This window comes from Phenylobacterium sp., from assembly GCF_036501465.1.
Taxonomy (GTDB): domain Bacteria; phylum Pseudomonadota; class Alphaproteobacteria; order Caulobacterales; family Caulobacteraceae; genus Phenylobacterium.
Genome location: NZ_DASYAF010000066.1, coordinates 23987 through 40388 on the forward strand (window position 1 = coordinate 23987; position 16402 = coordinate 40388).

Genomic DNA, 16402 nt, shown 5'->3' on the forward strand with positions numbered 1-16402 from the left:
CAAGTTGCGGTCGGCCCGTTTGGACCTTGGGGGTAGTTATGAAGCTTATTTTCGCCACTGGCGTGCTTGCCGCCCTGGCGGTCGCCGGCAGCGCCAGCGCCGCCGTCAACCTGATCAACAACGGCAGCTTCGAAAGCGGCACGCTCGACTGGACCTACACGGGCACCGGCGACGACGTCGGTCCGACCGGTCACCCCGCGGTGGTCATTCCCTACAATTCCAGCGCGAGCTATCCGGGCGGCGCCTTCGGCGAACCGATCCCGGCGGACAACGCCGTGGGCTCGGGCAGCCCCGATGCGGTCGGCAACAACGCGCTCTACTTCGTGGCCGACCACTCGCAGGAAAGCCTGTCGCAGTCGGTGTTCCTCGACGTCGGCCTCTACACCATCGGCTTCGACGTCTATGTGCCGTTCAACGGCCACTCCAACTCGGGCGACGCGACCTTCGACGGCACGATCGCCGGCGTGGACCTGGCGCACTTCAGCGCCCATGCGACGACGCCTGGCGAGTGGTTCTCGTTCCATGGCGTGGCGGACATCACGGTGGCCGGCAACTACGACACCGCCTTCACCTACAACTCGGGCCTGGCCCCCGCCGCGGACTTCGTGGTCGACCGGGCCTACATCGTGGCCGGCAACGTGGTTCCGGAGCCGACGACCTGGGCGCTGATGATCATGGGCTTCGGTGGGGCCGGCGCCATGCTGCGCCGCCGCCGCCAGGTCGCCCTGGCCGCCTGAGCAGCTCAAGGCGCGGTCCAGCCGGACCGCACGGAATAAGCCAAGCCCCGGCCGCAAGGCCGGGGCTTTTGCTTGGCCGCTCAGTTGCGGGTCGGGATCACCACCGGCAGCTTCTCGTAGCCCTTCACGAACGAGGAGTTCACGAAGGTCGGCCGGCCGGCGACCTCGATCTTCGGGAAGCGCTTGATGATCTCTTCCCAGATGATCTTCAGCTGCAGCTCGGCCAGGCGGTTGCCGACGCAGCGGTGGATGCCGAAGCCGAACGACAGGTGCTGGCGCACCCGCTCGCGGTCGATGATGTAGTCGTTGGGCCGCGCGATCACCTCTTCGTCGCGGTTGCCGCTGACGTACCACATGGCGACCTTGTCGCCGGCCTTGATGGTCTTGCCGCCCAGTTCGAAGTCGCGGTTGGCGCTGCGGCGCATATAGGCCAGCGGCGTCTGCCAGCGGATGGTCTCGGAGACCATGGAGGGGATGAGGCCCAGGTTGTCGCGCAGTTTGCGGTCCTGGTCGGGGTTCTGGTGCAGCGCCAGCACCGAGCCGGAGATGGTGTTGCGCGTGGTGTCGTTGCCGCCGACGATCAGCAGGATCAGGTTCCCCAGATACTCCATCCGGTCCATGTCGCGGGTGCTCTCGCCGTGCGCCAGCATGGAGATCAGGTCCGAGGCCGGCGGGGCGTTCACCCGCTCGTTCCACAACCGCATGAAGTAGTCGACGCACTCGAACAGCTCGGCGCGGCGCTCCTGCTCGGCGAGTTCCGGGTCGGTGGAGGAGAAGACGCCGCTCTCCGGCGCGGCGGTGGCCACGTCGGACCAGCGGGTCAGCTTGCGCCGGTCTTCCCATGGGAAGTCGAACAGGGTCGCCAGCGTCATGGTGGTCAGCTCGATGGAGACCTTGTCCACCCAGTCGAATTCCACGCCGATCGGGCAGTCGTCGAGGATCGCGGCGGCGCGCTCGCGGATCACCGGCTCCATCTTGGCCAGGTTCGCGCCGGCGACGATCGGGCTCACGGTCTTGCGCTGGGCGTCGTGCTTCGGCGGGTCCATGGCGATGAACATCGGCAGCGTGAAGTCCTCCGCCGGGTCCGGCAGGACGATGGTCGGCTCCGAGGAAAAGGCCGCGTGGTCGGTGTCCACGGCCATGATGTCGTTGAACTTGGTGACCGACCAATAGCCGCCGACCTCCTCGTCCGGGCTCACCGACCAGTGGACCGGGTCCTCGGCGCGCAGGCGCTCGAAATAGGGGGCCCAGCTGTCGGTGCGGAAGATCTCGGGGTCCGAGGGATTGATCTCGGCGAGCGGCATGCCGTAGGCCGCCTCGCGCGCCGCGCGCTTCAGGTCGATCGAGCCGTCATCCATGGCCTTGTCCTCCGCGGGCGGGCGGCCTCCCGGCGGGACGCGCTCGGACGGGGTCGGCCTTTGCGGGGCCAGTATTCGCGCAAAGCGCGCGCAGGGGAAGCGCCGCCGCCCGGGCTGCCGTCGCGGAAGGGCGCGGAAATCCGCCGAAACGCGTTCGCCGAACGCGCCGGTTTAACCGAATTGTAGAGCTTCCTCAGGCCTACTGCCGGGGCAGGATCGCAGGGGGCGGTCCGAGCGGCGACTCGCTGTATCTACCGCCCCCTGGATCCTGAGCAATCGGAACGCGAGGCGAGTGGCCTCGGCTGCGGAGGTTGTAGTGGTCGCGCGCGCATCTGATCGGTCGTTTCGGAGCCTGTCGGGCCTCGAGAAGACCGCGTCCACGAGCCGTGTGCTGAACCTCGCCGCCGTGGCGAGCCAGAACGCCGGGGATCCCGAGTACGAAGCCGCGCCGTTCTTCAAGGCCAGCTCGCTGAACGGGGCGGTGATCATCAAGCACCGCCTGCGCGCCGACGAGCAGTACATCTTCGAAGTCGCCAAGCGCATCTCGACCAAGGTGATCATCCCCTTCGAGCGGACGGACCTGGGCCTGGGCGGCCGTTCGCTGTTCGTCGGCCAGCGCGGCTGGCAGGAGCTGCTCTACCAACTGCGTGGCGACCAGGACGAGGAAGCCCGCGACATCGCCCTCCTGGAGGCGCTGGACGAGCTGCCCTCGCTCGACCCCTTCCTGCTGCGCGAGCACCTGAAGCGGCGCGATTTCCAGATCGCCAACTGCTATTTCGCCATCTCCGCCGCCGACCTGGACCGCATGCAACGGTTCGTCTCCGGCGAAATCTCCAAGCTGGTGGACCTGGCCTACGGCGGCGGCGGCGCCAAGAGCGGCAGCCAGAACAACATCTCAAAGCTGGTCAGCCTGCTGCTCGCCGGCCAGGACGACACCCGCCTGGAGCCCCTGCGCCTGACGCTGGGCCTGGAGGGCGAGAACTTCCGCGAGGGCATCTTCAGCTGGAAGGGCTTCCTCTACTACAAGTGGGTGCTGAACAGCCTCTGGCCGCAGCTGCGCGAGGTGATCGCCGAACTCACCGAGATCAAGGTGGTGGGCCCGCGCGACTACGAGATGATGAGCCAGGTCAAGGACGTGGGCGCCCGGGTCAACCAGGCGATCCTCAGCCAGGTGCGCCAGGTGCGCAGCACCCTGCAGGTCTATGACGACGCCTTCGGCGAGCTGACCCAGGCCGGCAACCCGATGGCCTTCCGCAACTTCCTGCTGAAGTCGCCGGAGATGTTCATCACGCTCGGCGAACGCACCGGCATGGTGAGCCACATCGCCAGCTTCTGGCGCTACCGCTTCCCCAAGGGCCGGCCGCTGAAGGTCGAACTCGACGAGCTGTTCGAGATCCTGCAGGACTTCCACCAGGGCCTCGGCGACGACGAGGACAAGGCCAAGTCCGCCCTCGGCGAGGGCGAACTCATCGATCCCAGCAATTCCGAGGCGATCGGCAAGGCGGTCTAGGGCGTACTCCGCTCGGCCGTCATGGCCGGGTTCGTCCCGGCCACCCATAGACACCGCCGCCACAGATTGATCCGCAGGGCCCGCGCGTATGGGTCGGGGATGACGGTCAGCGACGTGTTCGGATTCAGGCCGTCGCGAGGTTGGCGCGGCGGCGGCGGATCAGGGCGCCCGCGCCGCCGAAGCCCAGGATCATCAGGGCCCAGCCGGCCGGCTCGGGGATGGCGCCCAGGCCGCCGGCCGGCGGGTCGACCGCGGTCAGCAGGCCCGCCGAATGCTCGGTGAAGCCCTCGCCGGGGCGCGCCTGGTAGAGCTCGTAGGTCGTCGCGTTGTCGGAAAACAGGTTGTACTCGGCGCCCGAGGCGCTGGCGAACAGCAGGCCCGGGTTCGACAGCACCGGCGCGGCGGTCCCGCCCGCGTTGTCGGCGAAGAAGACGTTGTCGTAGATGAACCAGCCGTCGGCCGAATAGGACGCGTTGGGCAGGCCCGGGTTGGCGATCAGGGCGGTGACGGTGTCGCCGTCCACGTCGCCGGTGACGCTCTGGACATTGTAGCCGCCGACCGAATTGACGGTGTCCGAGGTGACCAGGGTCAGGTCGGCCTCGAACGGCGAATTGCCGTCGGTGGCGGTATAGTCGAGCACCCAGATCGCCGCCTGGGCGTGGCCCGCGGCCAGCATGGCGGCGGCGGCCAGCCCGGCCGCAAGCATCGTGGCCGAAGCCTTGGCAGAACGGATCATCGCAAACCCCCGTATGGCCTGTCGTGATCGCACGGCCATGCTTAAGGTACGGTTCGCGTATGGCTGAGGTTGGCGGCCCCGGTTGCGGCGGGCTGTCGCAGCGGGTCAGGCGTTGAAGTTGAGCTTCAGCCCCGGCCTGGGCCAGCGCGTCCTGTAGAGCTTGCCGGTGGAGGAGGCCGTGATCCAGGCGTCCATCATGTCGGCGCCGCCGAAGCAGATGTTGGTGCAGATCAGGTCGGGGAAGGCGAAGTGCTCGATGCTCCCGTCGGGGTCGAAGGCGGTGATGCCGCCGTTGATGATGGTGGCCACGCAGACCTTGCCGCCGGCCTCCACCGCCAGGCTGTCGAGCAGCTGGTAGTCCTGCAGGTTGTGGACCACCCGGCCGGGCGCGAAGCCGGGGCCCGGGGCCAGCACGCCCGGCTCGGCGACGTCGAAGGCCCACAGGCGCGCCAGGTTGGTGTCGGCCACATAGACCACCGTCTCGTCCGGCGACAGGCCGATGCCGTTGGGCGCGTTCAGGTGGTCGCGCTGGCGGCTGATCAGGCTGCCGTCGGTCTTGGCGTAATAGACCCCGCCATAGGTGCGGCTGCCCGGCGTGCCGCAGCCGTGGTCGGTGAACCAGACCCCGCCCTGCTTGTCGAAGACCAGGTCGTTGGGGCCGATCAGCCGCTTGCCCTCGCAGGCGTCGTAGACGGTGGTGAGCTTGCCGCTCTTCAGGTCGTAGCGCTGCAGCGAGCCGCCCTTGTGGCTCTCCGGGGTCGGGCCGGGGATGGTCAGGCCCTGCATGTCCAGCCACTCGAAGGAGCCGCCGTTGTTGGTGATCCAGATCGCCCCGTCCGGGCCGATGGCCGCGCCGTTCGGCCCGCCGCCGGTCTCGACCACGGTCTCCTTCCGGCCGTCCGGGGTGACGCGGGTCAGCCGCTGGCCCTTGATCTCGGTCAGGATCACCGAGCCGTCGGCCATGGCGATCGGCCCTTCCGGGAATTCCAGCCCGTCGCAGACTTCCTGGATGTCCATGGCGCGTCTCCCCGTTTCGTTGTCGGACGAGACCCTAGCCGAAGATCAGCGGCGTTCCAGCACCCGGATGACGAAGCCGTGGTCGTCGCCCTCGCCGGCGAAATAGGCCTTGGCCGAGACCTCCTTCCAGACGGCGGGGTCGAGCGGCGGCAGGACCACGTCGCCCGCAGGCTCGGCGTCCACGTCGGTCAGGTAGACGCGGCCGGCCCGCTGCAGGGCCAGCTCGAACAGCGAGGCGCCGCCGATCACGCAGACCTCCCGCGCGCCGTCCTCGGCCGCCTGCTCGCGGGCGATGGAGACCGCCTCGGCGAAGTCGTCGCAGACCACCGCGCCCTTGGGCTCGAAAGAGCCGTCGTGGCTCAGCACGATGTTGGTGCGCCCGACCAAGGGCTTCTTCGGCAGACTCTCCCAGGTCCTGCGGCCCATGATCACCGGCTTGCCCATGGTCACGGCGCGGAAGTTGGCCAGGTCGGTCTTCAGCCGCCAGGGCAGGCCGCCGTCCTGGCCGATGACGCCGTTCCGGGCCCGCGCGATCGGGCCGGCGGTGAGGGTGATCTGGGGCATGGCTAGGCCATACCATCATCCGGGGTCACACCGCGATGGGCGCGGCGATGCTCGGGTGGGCCTGGTAGCCCTTCAGCTTGAAGTCGTCGAACTCGAAGCTGAACAGGTCGGGGCGCGGGGCGATCTCCATGACCGGCAAGGGCAGGGGCTCGCGGGCCAGCTGCTCGCGGGCCTGGTCGATGTGGTTCAGGTAGAGGTGGGCGTCGCCCAGGGTGTGGACGAACTCGCCGGGCTGCAGGCCGGTCACCTGGGCCATCATCAGGGTCAGGAGCGCGTAGCTGGCGATGTTGAACGGCACGCCCAGGAAGACGTCGGCCGAGCGCTGGTAGAGCTGGCAGCTCAGTTTCCCGTCAGCCACGAAGAACTGGAACAGGCAGTGGCAGGGCGGCAGGGCCATGTCGTCCACGTCGGCCGGGTTCCAGGCCGAGACGATGTGGCGGCGGCTGTTGGGGTTGGTCTTCAGCGCCTCGACCACGGCGGCGATCTGGTCGATCACCCGGCCGTCCGGCGCGGTCCAGGAGCGCCACTGCTTGCCGTAGACCGGGCCGAGCTCGCCCTCGGCGTCGGCCCATTCGTTCCAGATGGAAACCCCGCGCTCCTGCAGCCAGCGGACATTGGTGTCGCCGCGCAGGAACCACAGCAGCTCGACGATGATCGATTTCCTGTGCAGCTTCTTGGTGGTCAGCAGCGGGAAGCCCTGCGCCAGGTCGAAGCGCATCTGCCGGCCGAACACGCCCAGCGTGCCGGTGCCGGTGCGGTCACCGCGCCGGACGCCGTGGTCCAGGATGTCGGCCAGCAGCTCGAGGTACTGCCGCTCCGGATGGTCGGCGGCGGCCTCATAGACCGGCTGGATGGCGGCGTGGGCGTTCATCGAGCCAGCAGCATCGCGCTGATTCGTGGCGAATCGGTATCTGCCGCACCCGATGATTCACAGGGATTCGCGACTTATCCGCTGAACCCGCCCTCGTCCAGGAACACCAGCTCCTCCGCCGTGGGCTCGCGGCCGAAGGCGACGTTGCGGTGGGGGAAGCGGCCGAACCGGGCGATGATGTCGCGGTGGAGCGCCGACCACTTGATGTTGTCCGGATCGCCCGCCTCGGTGGTGAGCGCCAGGCTGTAGTCCTGGTCGGTCATGTCCTCGGAGTGCGCGAAGGGCAGGTAGAAGAAGTTGCGCAGGATCGGTTCGACCTCGCGGTCGAAGCCGCGCTCGATGGCCGCGCGGGCCAGGACCCGGGCCTTGGGGTCGGTGGCGAAGGCGTGGGCCGAGCCGCGGTAGAGGTTGCGCGGGAACTGGTCGAGCAGGATGACCAGCGCCAGGGCCCCCTCGGCGGTCAGCGCCCAGCTGTCATACTCCCCGCGGGCCGCGGCGTGATGGGTGGGCTCGAACTTCAGGCGGATGGCCTCATCGAAGGCGCGGGCCTTCTTGAACCACTTGTCGGGCCCGGCGGTGCGCCAGAAGCTGATGATGTCGTTGATGTGCGCCGGCATAACAGGTTTCCTGACGGGAGGCCTTGGGCCCCGTTCAAGCGGGGTTCAGCGCCGTCTGCAAGACTCCGGTGGGACGAGAAGGGCGTTCAAGCGCAACCTTATGGGCCTTCCGGCCCTTGGAGGGAGACCATGAAACAGATCCTTACGACTTCGGCCCTCACCCCTGTTCTGTTCGCCGGCCTTCTGCTCGCCGGCGCGGGCGGGACGGCGGCAGCCCAGGAGCAGCACGACCGCGGCCAACAGGCCCAGCCGCAAGGCCACCCCGGCGGCGGCCATCCCGGCGGTCAACCTGGCGGCCATCCGGGCGGCCCGCCCGAACGCCAGGGCGGTCCGCATGGCGGCGAGGTCCACGGCCCGCCCGGCGGTGGTCCGCGTGGCGAGGGTCGCGGGCCGGGCGGACCGACCCCCGGTGAACGGCCTCAGGGCGAACGCCCGCACGGCGAGCGGCCCCAGGCTGAGCGGCCTCAGGCTGGGCGACCCCAGGGCGAGCGCTTCCAGGGCGCTCCGTCCGGCGGCGATCGTCACGAGGGCCATCCGGCCCAGGTGGTGACCCCGCCGCATGCCGGCGGCGGGCGGCAGGGCGGCGGTCACTTCGAGGCCTGGGGCGGTCGCCCCGGCGGCCCCGCGCCGCATTGGACGGCCGGACGCTTCCCGCCGGTGATGACCTGGAACCACGACCGGTTCCGCCTCGGCGCCTATCGCCGGCCCCCGGGCTTCTTCGTGCGCGCCTGGGCCTTCGGCGACATCCTGCCCCGGCCGTGGTTCGCGAGGTCCTACTGGCTGCTCGATTTCCTTGACTACGACCTGCCCTATCCGCCGCCCGGCTACACCTGGGTGCGGGTGGGCCCCGACGCCCTGATGATCGACGAATATTCCGGGCGCATCGTGCAGGTGGTGCGCGGGATCTTCTGGTAGGGCGCTAGATGTAGCCGGCGGCCCGCAACGCCGCGATCGAGGCCTTGGCCGAGGTGTGGTGGATGAAGCGGCCGCCGGCGGCTTCCCAGGCCTTGGCGTGCCAGGGCCGGTCGTCGACCAGCACGTCGCCCGGCTCGCAGTGTTCGCGCTTCAGGGCGGCCATGGTGGCGATCACCGGCACGCCGGGGAAGTGGCGCGCGGCCCAGGCGCGCTTCTGGGGCTCGGCCCATTTGCCGTGCGGCATGCCGGTCAGGATGATCGGGGCCTTGGCCTTGACCGCCGCGTAGAGCTCCAGCGCGTCGGGCGTCAGGTCGAGGTGCTCGAAGAAGCTTTCGGCGCGCGACAGCTTCTTCCAGAAGGCGTCGGAGCCATGCACCCGCTCATAGGTCTCGGCCGGCACGCCCAGCACGGCCAGCGCCCCCTTGTCGAAGTCCGCCAGGACCCCGTCGCAATCCAGGTAAATCTGCCGCCTCAAGACTGTTGGTTCATCCCGCCAGAGGTCATCCGGCTTGGCAGGCGGGACAGAGGCCGCGGGCTTCCAGGGTGACTGAGGACACCGCATAGCCCTTGGCGGCGGCCGCGGCGCGGCCCGGGGTGAAGTCCGGCTCGAACTCCTCGGCCGCGCCGCAGCAGTCGCAGATCAGGAAGGCGGCGGAGTGGCCGTCGCCGTCCAGCCGGCAGGGCACATAGGCGTTCATGCTCTCGATCCGGTGGGCGAAGCCCAGGCGTTCCAGGAATTCCAGCGCGCGGTAGACGGTGGGCGGCTTGGCCGGCTCGCCGCCCTCGCCGAAGGCGGCGATCAGGTCATAGGCCTTCAGCGGCGAGTCGGCCCGGAGCAGCAGTTCCAGCACCCGGCGGCGCGGGTTGGTCAGGCGTTCGCGGACGTCGGCGCAGCGATGCTCGGCGTCGGCCAGGGCGTGACGCAGGTCGCGGCCCTTCAGCCCGGGATGGGCGCCGTCCTCGTGGTGGCAGTCCGGCGAGTGCATACGGAAGAGGTAAGCCTCATGCGGCGGGGCCGCAACGGCGCGACGCTAGACCTCTTCCGTCTCGTTGGCCGCCGGACCGTCGGCGCGGGGGCCGCGGCGGCGGCGCGGGCGCGGGGCCTCGTCGGCGTCGGCGGCGGCGGTTTCCCGCGAAACGGGGGCGCGGGCGGCCGGAGCCTGCAGGAAGGCCGGAGCGTGGCTTTCGCCGCCTTCGGCGTCGCGCAGCACGCGGCTGCGCGACCGCGCGGGCGGCGCGGAACGCTGCTCCTCCGAGGCGGGCGCGGCCAGCGGGGCCTGGGCCTGCGGCTCGACCACCGCCAGGGGGTCGCGCGCCGCCCCGTCGCGGTCGGCACGGTCGTCGCGGTTGCGCTCGAAGCGGGGCCGGTCGTCCCGGGGCCGGTCGTCGCGGTCCCGATCGAAGCGCGGCCGATCATCCCGGGGCCGGTCGTCGCGGTTGCGGTCACGGTCCTCGCGGGGCCGGTCGTCCCTGGGACGCTCATCCCTGGGACGCTCATCCCTAGGGCGGTCATCCCTGGGCCGGTCGTCGCGCCAGCGATCGCGACGGCCCTGTCCGTCCCGATTGCCGTCCCGATTGCCATCCCGGTCGCGGTTCTCGTAGCGCGGCCGCTCGTCCCGGTCGCGATCCCGGTCGCGCTGGCCGTCGCGGGGGCGGTCGCCATTCTGCCAGCCGTCGGCGGCGGGCGCGCCTTCGGGCGGGGCGGCGGGGGCCTCGGCGGCCGCGGCGTCGGCGGCCTCGGCGGCGGCCTGGGCGCTTTCATCCTCGAAATCGATGTCGAAGCCGGAGGAGAAGTGGTCGCGGCCGAGGATCTCGCTGGCCGGACGGGTGGGCTGCATGGCCCGCAACAGGCGGAAATAGTGCTCGGCGTGCTGCAGGTAGTTCTCGGCCAGCACCCGGTCGCCGGCCGACGAGGCGTCGCGGGCGAGCTGCTGGTACTTCTCGAAAACGTGCTGGGCGTTGCCGCGGACCTTGGAGCCTTCCGGCCCGTTGGAGTCGAAGGCCCGGTTGGCGTTCTGCTGTTGCGGCTTGCCGCCACCACCGCCGCCGCCGCCACGGTTGCGGCCACGCTGACGCTTCATACCCTTGAAATCTCTCATTATCCGATAACCGTCTCAGTTCCCTTCAGCCGACTTTTCGGGCGGCCTCGCTTGCCTTCAGCGGGATCGGGCTTCAGACCCGGTTCGATTTCGAAGGCGTTGGTGTTCCCCGTCTTCCGCCCGGAAGCCTGACGTGACGCCTTTGGGAAGCCGTCGCGCCCTGTCGGGTCCTGCGTGCGCCCTCAGTGGGACACCTCTACCGGAAGCCGACAAATTTGGGTGGAGACACCTACTTAACTAGCGAGTCGGCCTCAGGTTTCCAAGGGGTTTTTCACACCTGCGACAACCCTGTCCCGTTCGCCGAGGTCCTTGAGGGTCTGGACGCCGCCCGCGCCGGCCTGCCGGAACAGCGCCTCGACGGGGGCTTTCTGGTCGTAGCCGATCTCCACGGCGAAGCGGCCGCCGGGCCTCAGCACCCGCAGGATCTCCGCCGCCAGCACCCGATAATGGGCCAGGCCGTCGGGGCCGCCTTCCAGCGCCAGGCGCGGTTCGTGGTCCCGCACCTCGGGCTCCAGGGTCTCGATCACATGGGTGGCGATATAGGGCGGGTTGGAGACCACCAGGTCGAAGCTGTCGTCGCCCAGGCCGGTGGTCCAGTCGCCGCGCAGCAGGGCCACGCGGCCGGCCAGGCCGAGGCTCGCGGCGTTGTCGCGCGCCACCGCCAGCGCTTCCTCGGAGACGTCGACGCCCAGGCCCCTGGCCGCAGGCCGCTCCGACAGGATCGACAGCAGGATCGCGCCGGAGCCAACGCCCAGGTCCAGCACCGACCAGGCGGCCTGTTCGGGGAAGTCGCGCAGCACCCATTCGACGAGGGTCTCGGTGTCGGGCCGCGGCGTCAGCACGTCGGAATTGACGCTGAGCATGATCTTCCAGAAGCCCTTGCGGCCCAGGATGTGGCTGACCGGCTCGCGGCGTTCGCGGCGGCCCAGATAGTCTTCCAGCCTCGCCGCCTGCTCGGGCGTCAGCGCCCGGTAGGGATCGCCCACGATGTCGGCGCGGGTGGCGTCGGCGGCGGCCTCGACCAGCAGGCGTGCGTCGATCACCGGGCCGGAGAGGCCGGCGGCCTCCAGCCGCGCCTTGGCGCCCTGCCAGGCCTGCAGCAGGTTCAGGCTCATGCGCCAAGCTCCTCCGAGACCGGTTCCAGCTTGGGCGTGGTCACCGCATCGCCCACGCCCACCAGGCCGGCGGAGGTCACCCGCACATAGACGCCGCAGAACAGGTTCCCGAAGTGGTCGAACAGCGCCTTGGTGACCGCCTGGTCGGCCTCGGCGGTGTCCGGGTTCACGTGGGTCGCCACGCAGCGGACGATGGACTTGAACACCTCGGCCCGGGCCCAGCCGACCATCAGCGGCTTGCCGATCCAGCCGTTCTCCGCCCAGGCGGGCCAGCCTTCCACATAGAGGTTGGCGCGAAAGCGCAGCGGGTCCAGCGCCACGCCCATGCGCTCTCCGAGATCGCGGACGCTCGCCAGGTTGATGATCGACACCTGGCCCAGCGGATGGTCGGTGAAGCGGTGCTGGCCGGGGGCCGCCAGCACGCGCAGCGGACCGCGGACGTCGTCGCCCAGCAGGTCGGTCAGCCACGCCTCGAAGGCCGCGCGGCCCTGCGGCTCCGCCAGCCGCACCGTCAGGTCCGGCGCGCCGGGGGCGCAGACGCTCAGGGTCCCGGTCGCCTCGTCATAGCGGGTGCGCGCGGCGGCGACCTTGGGGATGGCGGCGAGCACGGTGAACTTCTGCTTGGCCACGAAGGCCGGCGCGGCGGCGTCGAAGCCGCTGGGGCCGTTCTCCACGGCCCACAGGCGGTCGAACGGGAAGCCCTGGCCGGGCGCAAGCTGGACGGCGCTCAGGGGTTCGGGCGTGAAGCCCTTGATCGGGTGGCGACAGATCGCCGCGACGTGGCCGCTCATGCCCCCGGTTTGCGGCAAGAGCGCCCATGCCACAAGCGCCGCGGATGGCTAAGGTGGCCGCGATGACCCTGGCGGAGACCTACGAGCACGGCCTGGCGGCCCACCGCGCCGGGCGCCTGGACGAGGCGGAACGCGCCTATCTCGAGGTGGTCGCCCAGGTCGACCACCTGCCCTCGCTGCACAATCTCGGCGTCATCTGCGACGCGCGGGGACGGTTCCTGGAGGCCGGCCAGTGGTACCGCCGCGCGGCGGAGGCTGCCCCGCAGAGCGCCAAGCGCCAGGAGGCGCTGGGCATCCACCTGCGCACGGTCCGCGACTGGGACGCCGCCGAGGCGGCCTATCGCAGGGCGCTGGCGCTGGATCCCGCCTCGCAGGCGGCGGTGGACCTGGCCTTCGTGCTGCTGGCCCAGGGGCGCTATCCGGAGGGCTGGTCGTTCTATGAGAGCCGGGCCCGGCGGGCGAAGATGGCCAAGCGGTTCGGCACGCCCGAATGGCAGGGCGAGCCGCTGGCCGGCAAGCGGCTGCTGATCTGGCGAGAGGAGGGCTTCGGCGACCAGATGATGATGGCGCGCTTCCTGCCGCAGCTGGCGGCCGACAGCGTCGTCTATGTGGGGGCCGGGGCCCTGCAGCGGCTCTTCGCCCCGTTCGGGATGGACTACGCCGTCTACGACGCCGGCGAGGCGCCGCGACCCGAGCACGACGTCTGGATGCTCTCCATGTCGCTGCCGCACCGGGTCGGCATGACGGCCGAGGGCCTGAGCGGCACGCCCTATCTGTTCGCCGAGCCTCGCCGCTCGGCCGGGCGGATCGGGGTGGTGACGCAGGGCCAGGCGGCGAACCGCAACAACGCCTTCCGCTCGCTGCCGGGCGCGGCGGCGGCGCGACTGATGGCGCTGCCGGGAGCGATCGGCCTCGACCCCGCCGAGACCGGGGCGCGGGATTTCCGCGACACCGCCGAGATCATCATGGGCCTGGACCTGGTGATCACCGTCGACACCTCCGTCGCCCACCTGGCCGGCGCGCTGGGGCGTCCGGTCTGGGTGATGCTGGCCGCCCATGCGCTGGACTGGCACTGGCCGCGCGCCGGGCGCTCGGCCTGGTACGACAGCGCCCGGCTGTTCTGCCAGGAGACGCCGGGCGACTGGGACGGGGTGGTCGAGCGGGTGATCGCGGCCCTCGCCGAGGCGAAGATCGACGGCTAGCCGAACTCGTCCTCCAGGGCCGAGAGGCGCGCGGCCTGGTCCTCGGCGATCAGCGGATCGATCACGTCGTCCAGCGCCTCGCCCTCCATCACCTTGGGCAGGTTGTAGAGGGTCAGGTTGATCCGGTGGTCGGTCACCCGGCCCTGCGGGAAGTTGTAGGTGCGGATGCGCTCGGAACGGTCGCCGGAGCCCACCTGACTCTTGCGCGCGTCGGCGCGGGCGCTGTCGAGGGCCTCGCGCTGCTGCTCGTAGAGGCGCGCCTGCAGCACCTTCATGGCCCGCGCCCGGTTCTGATGCTGGGACTTCTCCGAGCTGGTCACCACGATGCCGGTGGGCAGGTGGGTGATGCGCACGGCGCTGTCGGTCTTGTTGACGTGCTGGCCGCCCGCCCCGGAGGAGCGGTAGGTGTCGATGCGGATGTCCTGGTCCTTGATGTCGATCTCCACGTCCTCCGGCTCCGGCAGGACGGCGACCGTGGCGGCCGAGGTGTGGATGCGCCCCTGGGCCTCGGTGGCCGGCACCCGCTGCACCCGGTGGACGCCGCTTTCGAACTTCAGGCGGCCGAAAACGCCGTCGCCGGTGACCGCGGCGATGATCTCCTTGTAGCCGCCGGCGTCGCCCTCGGAGACGCTGTCGATCTCCACCCGCCAGCCGCGCTCGGCGGCGTAGCGCTGGTACATGCGGAACAGGTCGCCGGCGAACAGGGCGGCCTCGTCGCCCCCGGTGCCGGCGCGGACTTCGAGGATCGCCGAGGCGTTCTCGTCCTTGTCCTTGGGCGCCAGCAGCAGGGCCACGTCGCGTTCCAGGATGGGCAGGCGTTCCTTCAGGGCCTCGAGCTCGTCGCGGGCCATGGCGGCCATCTCGGCGTCGTCGCCGTCGGCCATGGCTTCCAGGTCGGGCTGCTCGGCGCGGGCGCGCTGCACCGCCTCGACCGCCTCGACCACCGGCTTCAGCTCGGCGTGCTCCTTGCCAAGGCGCACGATCTCGGCGCCGTCGGTGGCCGCGCCCATCCGCGCCTCGATCTCGCGGAAGCGGTCGAGCACCTGGTCGAGACGGGCCTGGGGGAGTCGCAAGGTCTGGGTCGCCGGAAAGAGGGGAGCTTCCTCTAACCCCCCAGCCGCGCAAGCAAAAGGCCCCCGCCGTCGCCGGCGGAGGCCTTCGCGGATTTCAGCGGATGGCGCCTAGGCGCGCACGCCCGACAGCGGGGCGTTGCCGAAGGCGCCCAGCTTGACGTTGCCGCTCATGGAATCGCCGCTCACCGTGGCGGTGAACTCCAGGGTCATCGGCATCGGCTGGGTGATGTCGGCGCTCCAGGTCAGGGTGTCGCCGTCGACCTTGCCGGAGACTTCGCTCTCGCCCATGCGGCCGGAGGTCTTGCCGGTGAAGGTGTCGCCGTTGGTGGTGATGGAGGCGTTGACCTCCTGGGCGCCCATCGGCGTGTTGATGGTGATCTTCCAGTTGCCGTCCGCAGCCGCCATGTGGGTCTCTCCCGAAGAATTTGGAGCCGCACCTAAGCGCGGATGCGAAAGCCGCGCAAGAGTGACTCGGGCGTCATTTTTCCCATCCCTCCTCTTTAGGGGAGGGACAGATCGCCAAGCGATCAGGGTGGGGAAGTCGGGATCAGACTCGGACGTTGGTGTTCTGGACCACACACCCCCAGCCGACCTCGGCTTCGCCTCGGCCACCCTCCCCTGAAGAGGAGGGATGACGGCGCTCTATTCCGCCGCTTGCGGAACCTCGGCGGCCTTGAGCTCGGCGGCCTTGGCTTCGACCAGCTCGACGATGTGGTCGACCATGCGCTCGTTGTCCATCTTGTGGTCGGGCTTACCGGCCACATAGACCATGCCCGCGCCCTTGCCGCCGCCGGTGAAGCCCAGGTCGGTCATCAAGGCCTCGCCCGGGCCGTTCACCACGCAGCCGATGATCGACAGGCTGATCGGCTGGGCGATGTGGGCCAGGCGCTGTTCCAGCGCCTCGACGGTGCGGATCACGTCATAGCCCTGCCGTGCGCAGGAAGGGCAGGCGATGATGTTCACCCCGCGGTGGCGGAGACCCAGCGATTTCAGCAGGTCGAAGCCGACCTTGATCTCCTCCACCGGGTCGGCGGCGAGGCTGACGCGGATGGTGTCGCCGATCCCGGCCCAGAGCAGGTTGCCCATGCCGATGGACGACTTCACCGTGCCGGTGCGCTGGGCGCCGGCCTCGGTGACGCCCAGGTGCAGCGGGCAGTCGATGGCCTCCGCCAGCAGGTTGTAGGCGGCCACCGTCATGAAGACGTCCGACGCCTTCACGCTGATCTTGAACTCGTGGAAGTCGTGGTCCTGCAGGATGCGGGCGTGGCGGAGCGCGCTCTCCAGCATCGCGTCGGGGCAGGGCTCGCCGTACTTTTCCAGCAGGTCGCGCTCCAGGGAGCCCGCGTTGACGCCGATGCGCATGGAGCAGCCGTGGTCGCGGGCGGCGGCGATGACTTCGCGCACCCGGTCGGGGCTGCCGATATTGCCGGGGTTGATGCGCAGGCAGGCCGCGCCCGCCTCGGCGGCCTCGACGCCGCGCTTGTAGTGGAAGTGGATGTCGGCCACGAGCGGGACCTTGGCCGCCTTGGCGATCTCTTTGAACGCCCTGGTGGAATCCTCGTCGGGGCAGGAGACGCGCACGATGTCGGCGCCGGCCTCCTCCAGCTGGCGCACCTGGGCGATGGTCGCCTGAGCGTCGGCGGTGAGCGTGTTGGTCATCGACTGGACGCTGATCGGGGCGTCGCCGCCCACCTCCACCTTGCCCACGCGGATCTTGCGGCTCTTGCGCCGCTGGATCGCCCGCCAGGGACGGACGCTCGTGTGGTCTTTGGGGGTGTGGTCGGGGTCGCTCATGCC

Annotated in this window: 18 protein-coding genes; 4 read left to right on the forward strand and 14 right to left on the reverse strand. The window is 70.1% G+C overall.

Translation table 11 applies throughout. The annotated features are described in order from the left end of the window. Positions 1 to 38: 38 nt before the first annotated feature. Complete coding sequence (locus VGL85_RS06850) at positions 39 to 737, forward strand: PEPxxWA-CTERM sorting domain-containing protein (protein WP_331587367.1); 699 nt, start codon at positions 39 to 41, stop codon at positions 735 to 737. A gap of 80 nt (positions 738 to 817) precedes the next feature. On the opposite strand, the gene VGL85_RS06855 is transcribed toward VGL85_RS06850, so the two are convergent. Continuing rightward, the gene (locus tag VGL85_RS06855; RefSeq protein ID WP_331587369.1) at positions 818 to 2095 is read right to left on the reverse strand and encodes a cytochrome P450; all 1278 of its coding nucleotides are present in this window, start codon (positions 2093 to 2095) and stop codon (positions 818 to 820) included. Positions 2096 to 2483: 388 nt separating this feature from the next. Between VGL85_RS06855 and VGL85_RS06860 the strand changes: the two genes are divergently transcribed. Next, on the forward strand, positions 2484 to 3605 hold the full coding sequence (locus tag VGL85_RS06860) for a hypothetical protein (RefSeq protein ID WP_331587371.1): 1122 nt from the start codon (positions 2484 to 2486) through the stop codon (positions 3603 to 3605). A gap of 124 nt (positions 3606 to 3729) precedes the next feature. On the opposite strand, the gene VGL85_RS06865 is transcribed toward VGL85_RS06860, so the two are convergent. The 5 genes from VGL85_RS06865 to VGL85_RS06885 all read right to left on the reverse strand — a co-directional run bounded on the left by VGL85_RS06865 (position 3730) and on the right by VGL85_RS06885 (position 7410). After that, complete coding sequence (locus VGL85_RS06865; RefSeq protein WP_331587373.1) at positions 3730 to 4341, reverse strand: PEPxxWA-CTERM sorting domain-containing protein; 612 nt, start codon at positions 4339 to 4341, stop codon at positions 3730 to 3732. Positions 4342 to 4446: 105 nt separating this feature from the next. After that, a complete protein-coding gene (locus VGL85_RS06870) occupies positions 4447 to 5358 on the reverse strand; it encodes an SMP-30/gluconolactonase/LRE family protein (RefSeq protein ID WP_331587375.1) in 912 nt (303 codons plus the stop codon). Positions 5359 to 5403: 45 nt separating this feature from the next. Next, complete coding sequence (locus tag VGL85_RS06875) at positions 5404 to 5922, reverse strand: dihydrofolate reductase (RefSeq protein ID WP_331587379.1); 519 nt, start codon at positions 5920 to 5922, stop codon at positions 5404 to 5406. 25 nt (positions 5923 to 5947) lie between these two features. After that, positions 5948 to 6793, reverse strand: a complete 846-nt coding sequence (locus tag VGL85_RS06880; RefSeq protein ID WP_331587381.1) for a thymidylate synthase — start codon at positions 6791 to 6793, stop codon at positions 5948 to 5950. 74 nt (positions 6794 to 6867) lie between these two features. After that, positions 6868 to 7410, reverse strand: coding sequence for a DUF924 family protein (locus VGL85_RS06885; RefSeq protein WP_331587383.1), 543 nt, complete (start codon positions 7408 to 7410; stop codon positions 6868 to 6870). 129 nt (positions 7411 to 7539) lie between these two features. Here VGL85_RS06885 and VGL85_RS06890 point away from each other — a divergent pair, with 129 nt between their 5' ends. Further along, positions 7540 to 8325, forward strand: a complete 786-nt coding sequence (locus VGL85_RS06890) for an RcnB family protein (protein ID WP_331587384.1) — start codon at positions 7540 to 7542, stop codon at positions 8323 to 8325. 4 nt (positions 8326 to 8329) lie between these two features. On the opposite strand, the gene VGL85_RS06895 is transcribed toward VGL85_RS06890, so the two are convergent. From VGL85_RS06895 to VGL85_RS06915, 5 genes are all read right to left on the reverse strand, one after another. Further along, on the reverse strand, positions 8330 to 8800 hold the full coding sequence (locus tag VGL85_RS06895) for a 5' nucleotidase, NT5C type (RefSeq protein WP_331587386.1): 471 nt from the start codon (positions 8798 to 8800) through the stop codon (positions 8330 to 8332). A gap of 25 nt (positions 8801 to 8825) precedes the next feature. Beyond that, entirely contained in the window at positions 8826 to 9311 is a 486-nt protein-coding gene (locus VGL85_RS06900; RefSeq protein ID WP_331587388.1) for a Fur family transcriptional regulator, read from the reverse strand. A 45-nt stretch (positions 9312 to 9356) separates the two neighbouring features. Next, positions 9357 to 10424, reverse strand: a complete 1068-nt coding sequence (locus tag VGL85_RS06905) for a DUF4167 domain-containing protein (RefSeq protein WP_331587390.1) — start codon at positions 10422 to 10424, stop codon at positions 9357 to 9359. A 251-nt stretch (positions 10425 to 10675) separates the two neighbouring features. Continuing rightward, on the reverse strand, positions 10676 to 11539 hold the full coding sequence (gene prmC / locus VGL85_RS06910; RefSeq protein WP_331587392.1) for a peptide chain release factor N(5)-glutamine methyltransferase: 864 nt from the start codon (positions 11537 to 11539) through the stop codon (positions 10676 to 10678). Beyond that, on the reverse strand, positions 11536 to 12330 hold the full coding sequence (locus VGL85_RS06915; protein WP_331587394.1) for an MOSC domain-containing protein: 795 nt from the start codon (positions 12328 to 12330) through the stop codon (positions 11536 to 11538). The genes prmC and VGL85_RS06915 overlap by 4 nt, the downstream gene beginning before the upstream one ends. Positions 12331 to 12374: 44 nt before the next feature. Between VGL85_RS06915 and VGL85_RS06920 the strand changes: the two genes are divergently transcribed. After that, positions 12375 to 13532, forward strand: a complete 1158-nt coding sequence (locus VGL85_RS06920) for a tetratricopeptide repeat protein (protein ID WP_331587396.1) — start codon at positions 12375 to 12377, stop codon at positions 13530 to 13532. On the opposite strand, the gene prfA is transcribed toward VGL85_RS06920, so the two are convergent. The 3 genes from prfA to ispG all read right to left on the reverse strand — a co-directional run bounded on the left by prfA (position 13529) and on the right by ispG (position 16399). Further along, positions 13529 to 14605, reverse strand: a complete 1077-nt coding sequence (gene prfA, locus VGL85_RS06925) for a peptide chain release factor 1 (protein ID WP_331587398.1) — start codon at positions 14603 to 14605, stop codon at positions 13529 to 13531. The two genes, VGL85_RS06920 and prfA, sit on opposite strands and share 4 nt — an antisense overlap. A gap of 108 nt (positions 14606 to 14713) precedes the next feature. Beyond that, the gene (locus tag VGL85_RS06930) at positions 14714 to 15010 is read right to left on the reverse strand and encodes a hypothetical protein (protein ID WP_331587400.1); all 297 of its coding nucleotides are present in this window, start codon (positions 15008 to 15010) and stop codon (positions 14714 to 14716) included. A 237-nt stretch (positions 15011 to 15247) separates the two neighbouring features. After that, positions 15248 to 16399, reverse strand: a complete 1152-nt coding sequence (gene ispG, locus VGL85_RS06935) for a flavodoxin-dependent (E)-4-hydroxy-3-methylbut-2-enyl-diphosphate synthase (protein WP_331587402.1) — start codon at positions 16397 to 16399, stop codon at positions 15248 to 15250. Positions 16400 to 16402: the final 3 nt, after the last annotated feature.